The 9576-nt window shown below is 37.8% G+C and carries 10 protein-coding genes; 4 read left to right on the forward strand and 6 right to left on the reverse strand.

Going from position 1 to position 9576, the window contains the following annotated elements; all coding sequences use genetic code 11:
- Positions 1 to 504: 504 nt before the first annotated feature.
- On the forward strand, positions 505 to 1233 hold the full coding sequence (locus AC04Q1_RS23185; RefSeq protein WP_478366924.1) for a copper homeostasis protein CutC: 729 nt from the start codon (positions 505 to 507) through the stop codon (positions 1231 to 1233).
- A gap of 346 nt (positions 1234 to 1579) precedes the next feature.
- Positions 1580 to 2116 carry a hypothetical protein gene (locus AC04Q1_RS23190; protein WP_478366925.1) on the forward strand — a complete coding sequence of 179 codons (537 nt, stop codon included), beginning with the start codon at positions 1580 to 1582 and terminating at the stop codon, positions 2114 to 2116.
- A 146-nt stretch (positions 2117 to 2262) separates the two neighbouring features.
- On the opposite strand, the gene AC04Q1_RS23195 is transcribed toward AC04Q1_RS23190, so the two are convergent.
- The 4 genes from AC04Q1_RS23195 to AC04Q1_RS23210 form a co-directional block, all read right to left on the reverse strand.
- Positions 2263 to 2985: a hypothetical protein gene (locus AC04Q1_RS23195; protein ID WP_478366926.1), complete on the reverse strand. Its 723-nt coding sequence runs from the start codon at positions 2983 to 2985 to the stop codon at positions 2263 to 2265.
- 421 nt (positions 2986 to 3406) lie between these two features.
- Positions 3407 to 3793 carry a DUF7674 family protein gene (locus tag AC04Q1_RS23200; RefSeq protein ID WP_478366927.1) on the reverse strand — a complete coding sequence of 129 codons (387 nt, stop codon included), beginning with the start codon at positions 3791 to 3793 and terminating at the stop codon, positions 3407 to 3409.
- A 32-nt stretch (positions 3794 to 3825) separates the two neighbouring features.
- Positions 3826 to 5376: a HEAT repeat domain-containing protein gene (locus AC04Q1_RS23205; protein ID WP_478366928.1), complete on the reverse strand. Its 1551-nt coding sequence runs from the start codon at positions 5374 to 5376 to the stop codon at positions 3826 to 3828.
- Positions 5377 to 6158: 782 nt separating this feature from the next.
- A complete protein-coding gene (locus AC04Q1_RS23210) occupies positions 6159 to 6401 on the reverse strand; it encodes a hypothetical protein (RefSeq protein ID WP_478366929.1) in 243 nt (80 codons plus the stop codon).
- 399 nt (positions 6402 to 6800) lie between these two features.
- Here AC04Q1_RS23210 and AC04Q1_RS23215 point away from each other — a divergent pair, with 399 nt between their 5' ends.
- The gene (locus AC04Q1_RS23215; protein WP_478366930.1) at positions 6801 to 7166 is read left to right on the forward strand and encodes a hypothetical protein; all 366 of its coding nucleotides are present in this window, start codon (positions 6801 to 6803) and stop codon (positions 7164 to 7166) included.
- Between the two features lie 388 nt (positions 7167 to 7554).
- Here the strand turns inward: AC04Q1_RS23215 and AC04Q1_RS23220 are convergent, their stop codons facing one another.
- Together AC04Q1_RS23220 and AC04Q1_RS23225 are read right to left on the reverse strand one after the other, a co-directional pair.
- Positions 7555 to 7800, reverse strand: coding sequence for a hypothetical protein (locus tag AC04Q1_RS23220; protein WP_478366931.1), 246 nt, complete (start codon positions 7798 to 7800; stop codon positions 7555 to 7557).
- Positions 7801 to 7942: 142 nt separating this feature from the next.
- A complete protein-coding gene (locus AC04Q1_RS23225) occupies positions 7943 to 8650 on the reverse strand; it encodes a toll/interleukin-1 receptor domain-containing protein (RefSeq protein ID WP_478366932.1) in 708 nt (235 codons plus the stop codon).
- A gap of 369 nt (positions 8651 to 9019) precedes the next feature.
- On the opposite strand from AC04Q1_RS23225, the gene AC04Q1_RS23230 reads away from it, so the two are divergent.
- Positions 9020 to 9499 carry a hypothetical protein gene (locus AC04Q1_RS23230; protein WP_478366933.1) on the forward strand — a complete coding sequence of 160 codons (480 nt, stop codon included), beginning with the start codon at positions 9020 to 9022 and terminating at the stop codon, positions 9497 to 9499.
- Positions 9500 to 9576: the final 77 nt, after the last annotated feature.

Below are 9576 nucleotides of genomic sequence, written 5' to 3' on the forward strand. Positions count from 1 at the left end.
CCTTTAGTACGGCCGTCATCCGATACCTATCGCATCCCGGGCAAGCGGGAACCTTAATGCGGGAGCTAAGAATTATACACCGCTCCATTCGTGTTTGTCATTCTGAGGGATAATTTATTTTATAAAAATCAATATGAATGACAAGAGATATTAATGGAGATAAATCCCCTCATAGTATCGTCATTGCGAGAAGGCTTTTTCAGCCGACGAAGCAATCTTTCTGGTAAGGATCTAGCAGGAGAGATTGCTTTCCCGAAACTTCGGGATTCCTCCTCGCATCCGATAGCTATCGGATGACGACCGCTCTAATAGACTCTGTCAATGGTAGGTACGAAGAATCCCTGCATAATTAAGCACTATCCTTATTAGATATAGTATCTCAAATGTGAACATCATTTCCCCAGTCTTGCAAAACACTCCTAAACCAACTATCTTTCCGTTAGTATTCAATCTTTTTACCTGAATACACCTCATCAGATATAGAACTTTAAAACCTGCAAAACCATGATCTCAAAAAAACAGCTCGAAGTTTGTGCTTTCAATATACAATCATGCCTTATTGCCCAGGAGGTAGGCGCGGCAAGGGTAGAACTTTGCGATAACCCCATAGAAGGTGGAACCACGCCTTCATACGGCACCATCAAACAGGTAAGGGAAAAAATCAGCATCGACCTTTATCCCATCATCCGGCCCCGATCGGGTAATTACTACTATTCGGAAGATGAATATCAGATCATTAAAAATGATATTGAAATCTGTAGAACACTTGGCTGTAACGGCATTTCGGTCGGTACCCAAACCATTGATGCCAAAATTGATACCGAATGGTTAAAACGCATTGTAGAATGGGCCGGGCCCATGGGCGTAACCTGTAACCGGGCCTTTGATGGCACTCCCGATCTTTTCGAGGCATTGGAAGAGCTGATCGCCTGTGGTTGCGAACGGGTACTCACTTCGGGCGGAGCGGTTGGTGCACCGCAGGGTGCAAACGTGTTAAAACAACTTGTAGAACAGGCCGGCGACCGCATCATCATTATGCCCGGAGCAGGGATAAAATCGGGCAATATCAGCACCCTGGTAAATGCATGCGGGGCAAAAGAGTACCATGCTTCGGCAAGGGCCAGTGCGCCAAACCCGCTCCGCTATATCAATGGCGAAATCAATGATTATGGTAATGTGTATATCTCGGGTAGGGAAGAGCTTAAGAAAATTTTGGAAGTGTTGAATCAATAATATTGTTAACAATCACGAATAATATTTCTCTTACCAGTTTTTCAATATTTGGTATAGGTAATACTCAGGATATCGTCATTGCGAGGCACGAAGCAATCTTAATGCGATCGCCATGTTTTGCAGATTGCATCTTTAGGTCGGATGCTATTTAAAACTATGAAGGGAACTCCCTGCGAATTTAGAAGAGCCTGTGCCGATTTTCATCGGCAGGTAGGGGTGGTTAGGAGATAATATTATTTATTTTTGTCCTTTGCTCAATCTTGCACACATTTAATACCCTAACTAAAAGCAAACACCCGACCCGGGGCTTTAAAATAAACCGTTTAACTGAGATCACTACATCCCCATGAAAAAAATACTATTCTTGTTATTCCCTCTGTTTTTGGTCTGTTATGCATTAGTCGGTTGCAGGCAGGTTGAACATAAAGTAGAGGGGAAGGATTCAGTTCTGGTCGCTCAAAAAAAAACTCAAAAGTCTCCCGGTTATAAAAATCTCCAAGCTTTTAATGGTGATACCGTTGCCTATATGAAGTATAATTTTCAGAAAGGTGCTGGCTATTACCCGAACAAAAAAATGATTGTCCTTTTTAATGCTATTGAGCTGCCCATCCATAATTTCGTGCCAGGCAATTGGGACGAAAAAACGTTCAAAACAGATTTTGTGATTTTTCATTTTTATCCGGATCGCGAAGAAAACCTGAGGAGACAGGCCCACAAAAATCCCCTAACCCTGTATGTCTATTTCGAAGAGCCGGTTCCTTATCAAGAAATGGTTAAATACAGTAAGAGAAGAACAACAGATCTGGTTGAAGCCTTATGGGATGATGAAGCCAAAAAGTTTCTTCAGGGGAAAAAGATCAGGGTCATTAGCCTTCCAAAATAACAATTGTTACTCTTTAGGTATTTAAGAAATAAAAATTAGGATTTTAATGTGCTTGCTTTATATTTTATCCAGCTATCGGATCCCGCGCATGCGTTAACATTAAACCAGCCGCTTTTTGTTGTTGTGCGGCAATTATTTTTACCGCTTTAATCTTTATATTCTTTATTGATTTCGGCAATAATGCTGTTCATGTTACCGATGCATTTATCGTACTGGCTCACAATACTTCTTACCTGTGTGAGGTCGTAACCCATATTGTATACTTCCTCCCTTGAAAAAAGATCCAGGTAATTGTTCTCCAGATCGCTCTTTCTATGGAGGTTTCTGTTGAAAAAGTCGTCAAGCGCTGATTTTTTCTTCGAATAATAATTGGTATATAATATAAGTGTGGGAATGTTCTCCTGATAAAGATCCATCATCTCGTTTTGAATCCGGAGGTTCTCGATGTCACCGATTTTTCCCGACGATTTAAATCCTTCAAACCTTCCGTTGTTTGCCAAAAGCCCCGTTTCATTAAAAAGATAATTGTTGTATTTCTTAATGCTGTCTGCATCCGCCCTTTGTCCGATTTTAAGCCCCCTGATGTATCTGAATGCTTCCCTGCTGTTGATGAACATCGCTCTGTCTGCCTTCATTTCTTTAAGGTCGTTCCGGAAATCGTTTTCCATGCCCAGCAAAAACTTTTTAACATCTTCCGCCTTATGGGCATGTTCGCTCTGCCCGTGGAGCCATATCGAAAGGCTAACGGCAAATACAATGATCAGAATTTCGAGAAAAAATTCTTTTGCCTTGTGCAGGAAGGAATGCTCCTTGCTGTTCCAGATTTTATATATTTTTTTGGTGTGTTTGATTACTTCCTGATCGGCCATGGGTTTAAAGATAAAAGCGCTAAAATGGGTTAGTTTGGTTTAAATGGTTGTGGTTAAAGGGTACATTACCGGATATGAATGGGTATTTGAGCAGGAGGATAATTGGGTAACAATGTTTGCTGGAATTCCATATATATGATCGTATTCCAAAGTTAATATAAACTATGTACCGATATGTTTTTTCCTTAAAATGTTACAGTTTTCGCGGCTATCGGAACAGTTGCATTACCGCTGATGAGAAACAGTTGGCTGATTTAGAACCCTTAAATACACCTCTTGCGCAAGTCTTGATGTCCCCGGTCAGATTAAGGGCACGGCTCGCGCTTTACCATCAACCGATCAGTTAAAAGCGTTCTGCTCAGTACATTTATCCAACCCAACAAACTTAAACACAAGGATGTACTACATCATCGGTACCCGGTTACAGGAATGGGTTTCTATCAACCGCTTTGCGGGCAAGCCCATTATACCGGTTCTTATAATCGATGTATATGGCCCTGAGTTTGGGTGGCATTAAAGCGGTTAAATCTTTCATCCTGCTGGCCGCTGCGCTCAATAATAACGCCTCACAGTAGGATACCGTTAAGGCATTCACCAGGTCTGGACCCATCAGGTCAATTTTTGATTCCTGAAAGTTAAAGCATTTTAGGAGTGTAGTTTGATCCGCACTTTTGATCTGTTCTATCGTATAAACGGCGAAGGTTTCCATCCGGAAATGGATCATCCCGGCATCCCATGCCAGAATCTCCGATTGTAGCGGCGGAAAGGTGCGCATCATTTCATCAAAATAGTGATCATTCGTCATCATAAACCAGGGATTTGAGGGTTTGATTCCTTTGTTTATTGTAAATAAAAATCAATACCTGTTAAGGGGTTTTGCTTAAAGTATTTCTTTTCTTCGTGTACTTCAAAGGCATATCTGAAGAGCTGATTTGCCCTTTCGAGCTCCTCTGGTTTGGCTTTCGTAAAATAAGTTGTAGCTTTATTTCTCCAGCGTTGTAAATAAGTTAAACTTAATTGTCTTATGCTTTCATTCCCGTCAATGGTTCCGATCATAATATCCCCAATTGTTGCCCATTTTCCAACTTTGCTAAATAACTTGAGCATCGATTTCTTTACATCACATTGTCCTTCTGCATAGATTTTTCTCGCTTGTTGAAGCACCTCTGTTGTTGCTGCATTAGAAAAATATTCTATAATTACATTACGCATACCGATGTATCCGGTGTCTAAATGCTGCAAAGCGAAATGATAAGCCTTGTCTCCGTCTAACTGCTTAAGCGCTAAAAACGTGGCCTTTCTTATTTTTGCCTGTGGATCGTTCAAAAAAGGAACGATCGTTTCTATAAAATGCTTACCGTTTGTTTCGGCTAAGCCACTTAATGAACCAGTTATGTTTCTCCTGTTTAATAAATTGTCGTTGTAGATTGTCGCAAAGTCTGCAACCAAACCTTTCAGCGAATAACGGGCGAAATCGCGGATAGTAGCCGAATGGTCTGCTATAAAAGGAAATACGATATCCGAAAAATTCGCTCTGTTTTTTAAATGGTAGAGTGTCTGAATTCTAATTCTGGCAGATTTATCAGTTAACAGACGGTCAATTTCAGCCTGAGTTAATTTGTCGAAATGGGCCAGGGCAAAATTGCGGACTAAAAAATGTTTATCGCTTAACAGTATTTTTAAATCTTTAGGCGCAATATCAGCCGATTTCGCGATGTGCCTGGCAATTACAATTCTTGTGCGCTCGCTAAATGTTTTGAAGTGTTCAGTTACATAACTTTTGTTTTTTATCACCACAAAATTCATGATATCCGCATGCACCGACTGCAAATCTGTTCTTTCCACTTTTTGCAGCCATTCAAAAATGGTCAGATGCTCAACCAGTGCATTTATAAATTCAACCTTTTTAAAATACCCGAGGCTTCTTAATGCAGTATGCCTAACCGCCTTAACCCAATCCGCTAACCTGTAAACGATAAAAGGAATGGCATTTTGGCTCCGGGTATCTGAAAGTTGCTTAAGGGCATATTCCCTTACATACCCATCGCTGTTCATCGTAGCAATCGAGTAGAGCATTATACAATCCTCCTTTGAAAAGATAAGACTATACAGGTCGAGATCGGATTTTGAAATGTCGCAATGTTTTAATGTGTCGTAGTAACCTTTTTTGGTGTTTATTTTCTTAAATAAATGGGCGATTGTTTTACAAGTGGCTTGCTGAATTTCTTTGTTTTCGTCTTTGAGAAATGGAATCAGCGGCTGGATGGCACTTGGATAGCCTAACTCCAATATTTTTGTCAAGGCAAGAAGTCTTTCTTCAGCATTGTCTTTTTTAAAAAGCCAACCTTGTTTCTTTTGTCTTAAAATTTGCAGGTAATTCCAGAGTTCCATGTGGTTTGTTCTGTCTTGGATTGTGTTTGGTTAAGCTGAGCAGCAGCCTCTAAATATATGAAAAACTAATAGTTCACCACAGCTTTGCAGGTATTAGCGCCCTGCCTCCGCCTAGGTATTAGCCAACTAGAGCAGAGCGAAGAAATTGAGGATACCACGCTCGTAAAAGTGGTAACTGTTTTAGGGGTTTCTGTCGAAGTGATTAAAAATTACTCTGATGAAGCCGTGATCAATAATATTCAAAATAACTACGAAGGTTCACATAACCATGGTTCTATTGGAAATCATTATAACTGTACGAAAGATTGTTGGCCAGCTTGCGGGAGAAGGTAGAGTTATTGAAAAATAAATAAGGCGACAATATAGCAAATTACCCTTAGTTATATGATCTGTGTTTATTCGATTTGAAATAAGTTTTCATAGGGCTATTTCAGCCACTATAAAATATGTCAGTTTAGAGTTGCCGTTGGCCTTCTGTATTCGATAAATATTGTATGTCCATTTTTATGACTAAGACAGTGTCGTGTTATGATTTTGATAATCCGTTTTTTGTTACCTTTTTATTGTAGCATTTTCACAGAATTCAGATGATATCAATGACATAAACAATACTCATTACAACAATTACCATCCTTGCGGGATTCAGTTACCTCATCAAGCGGAGTACTAAAAAAATCAAACTCAATTTTTCTCTTAACATTGAATCGGGAGTCAATAAGCTCTTTTGTTTTATGCAGATCTTGCATTTTAACTTTTTATTCTAATATTTAAATAGTTAAAAGCTACAAGTTCTCCTCATTATATTGAGCTCTGATGTTATCTAAATGAGGCTTAAGAATACTTGCCTCTCCATGTGGATCTATCAAATCAAGAAACTCTCCGTTTTCTAAATCGTATTCAGCCGCCACTTTTCCTGGAAAATGATCTGAGCTATCATCATGGTTTTTCCTTAATTCACTTAGATCGTCAAATCTTTTAGAATAGATTTCGTTAAGATGAATTTTTAATAGTACATATCGTTTCATAATGTCTTTTTTATAAACATATGCAATTGATGGTATATTTCTCGAATGGGTTGGTTTTTTAGTGATTTTCTAGAATTTTTATCAAATGAAGCATAAGGAATCATACAAGGATTATAGTATGAAAATGCAGAAGGAATTAATTATTTTATATATATGATATGCGTTATATATACGAAGTGATTTTATAACAATTTTATTATATATTAAAAATGTTTAATAATTAAAACGTGTTACTTTTGGTAATACGAAAATTAATGACTGATATTAAGATACGCAAGGATTTGAAAATATTTACTAACAAGAATGCGATTAGTGTGGATAAATACTTATAAAATATAATTATAAAATTGCTTTAATTATGGAAAATGATATTATATTTGTGATAATAAAATCAAGGAAATGGAAATTGAATTCATAAAAGCTAATGCAACTAGAACTAAACCTAAGGCAACTGTGCACAAAACAGGAAAGCTAGGTCTTAATATAGAAGCAAGTAATTTTATGGAAATACAAAATAAGAAAGCTTTTCTTATAGGAAGGGATAAAGCTGATGTAAGCAAGCTCTATTTATTGGAGTCTGATGCTGAGGGATCTGTTAAGGTTTCAAAAGCTGGAGCTTATTATTATCTAAACGCAGGAAGTGTATTTGATCAAATGGGATTTGATTACGAAAAGAAAAATATAATGTTCGATCTTTCAAAAGATAAATACCAAGAAAAAGATATCTATGTTTTAAAGGGAAGGCCAGAAACTTCCAGAAAATAAAAAGCCCAACAAATAGCTGGGCTTACTAATACCGTAGGGTTGTTGTTTAGAACCACTTGTAAGGTTCTGATTAAGTCTTTAAAATTGTCATTCTGAGTTGTAACAAAATGAAATTAAAAGACCAATCAATGCTAGCAGGAGATAGAGCACCGCAAATGCTTTATTCGAGGCGTTTCCGTTGTAAGGGGACGCCTTTCCTGTTTTATTAAGCGTAAACATATATAAAGTTTTTTTTATTTACAACTTTACTATGTAAAATATTAGTCCCTTAATGCCTTATTAACCTTCAAATTCAGTCGGTTGCTCTTCTTGAGTTACGGGAATATTTATTTGTCCTTTCTATTTGGCTTAAGTAGATTTACATACATAAATATTCTCTAAAGTATCATCAATACTTGCTTTTTATCAATACTTGCTTTTTATCTAGAGAATCATTGATATTTGCTGTTTTAACTCTTTCTTTAGCTTCATTTGTAGTTATAATTTCAACAATAGATTTCTGATATAGAACTTCTTTCGCTTTCGCAATTTGATCCTCGTATTTAGTACAAGTCTTAACGCTAATCACCAAAAGTAAAAGCTCAATTGGGGCTTTAAAATAAATCGTTGGATTTAGATATTTTCGATATAGCATAAGTCATTTAGCCCAATGGTTCAAACGCTAAGACTTGCGCTATCGAGGAAGAATCGAAATACAAATTTCGGTTTTATACATATGTTAAATCAAGGGCTACCACTATAGAACTAAATTTGCCACTGCCGTTATGTACTGCTCTTTAATATGTAATATTCTCAGGAGTTAATAATTCCGCTAACTTACTAGCAACCTCTATCATCGTATCCTCTATAGTACTTAAACCACTTCGTGAACCAAGTAAAGGGCTGACTTCACGTAATTCATCATACGTTGTGTTATGCACAATAGGGACAAGTAAATCACGAGCAAGAAGAGCAGAAAGTTCTTTATCTGCGATACCCTCTCCTTTAACACGCTTAAGAAAAGAAGGTGTAACTAACACAATACCAACACGTGACTTTGTCAATCCTTTATCGATTTCACGGAGTAATGATGAACCTAATAAAACATCTTTTTCGCTAAACCAAACAGAAACGCCCATCGATTCTAATAAATCATGCAACTCTTTCGCAGCATCTTTTCGATCGTCCCAAGCGTGACAAAGAAAGACATCTCTTAAGTCTGGTAAATGAGAACGCTTTTCTACATTTTCACGTACTGGTGTCAGTGTTCTGATCTCTGCAGGTGTATATAGAATAGAAGAACCTGCAGAAGACCAACTCGCCTTAGATCTAGTTGGGCTACTACTGTTACCACGACTTATTGAGCTGTTTGAGGATGAAGAATAAGATGAAGAATAAGGAGAATACGAACTGTAACTTCGATTATAGCGACTACTGCAAGCAGGGCAGTTTGCCGCTGCGCTTGCTGATCGGTGACCATTTACTGGTGCTGTACATCTTGCCATATTTTATATTTTAATTGGTTTGTTAATTCTAATGATTAGTTTCTTGGAAGATATAACTAATTGGCAATTAGATTTGATCACTAATTTAAAAATAGATGGGGGTAATTAATTACGGTAAACCATAAATACTCATATTTAGTATTAATACTGTCCAACAGATAAAATCCAGCAAATCCTAAATAATACAACCAAAAAAATATTTCTCAAAATATTTTCCCTTTTTCTTCCCTTTTCCTATCTTTAAATCAGCCTCATATCCCAGAGGCAAAACATCATCTTGCCAGCTATCCCATGGTAAATGGTTAATTCATCCCACAATTTTACAGGAGTGCCAATTAACTTAAATATTAACTAAAAACCATCTACCAAATGAGTTTAAGCAACAAGATTTCGACCGAAATCACACCTGAGCAATCAGCGGCCATTACAGCTGCATTCGAAGCATTAAAAACCGCCTTAGCGCCGGTTTTGTTAATCAATTTAACCGCCGAAGAAAGAATGGAAAGCCTTAAAATGGGCGATAAGACCATTGCTTTTGTAAACAAAACAATGGAGTATGCCACGCAGAGCCCAAGTTTAGTGCCCGGTTATGTCGATTTAACCGAAGCCAAAAAAGATCATAAACTGGCTTCCTATATTTATGCCCTTTACCAGCAGATCAGTACCCTTTCGCGTGGCCTGGAAGATACCGGAATGGTAGCGGGCAGCGAAGCTTACGAAGCCGCTTTAGTGATTTATTATTCGATTAAAGGAGCAAGCCGCTCTAATGTTACGGGTACACAGGCCATATACGATGATCTGAAACAGCGCTTCCCGAGCCGTGGAAAAAGAATTGATATTCAAGTATAATAGCCTCTAGTGTTTCTCAAGACCTGGTTTATTAACCAGAACCTAATTGGGGCACCACATCGGTGTCCCAATTTTGT

It is taken from the genome of Pedobacter humicola (assembly GCF_056490705.1).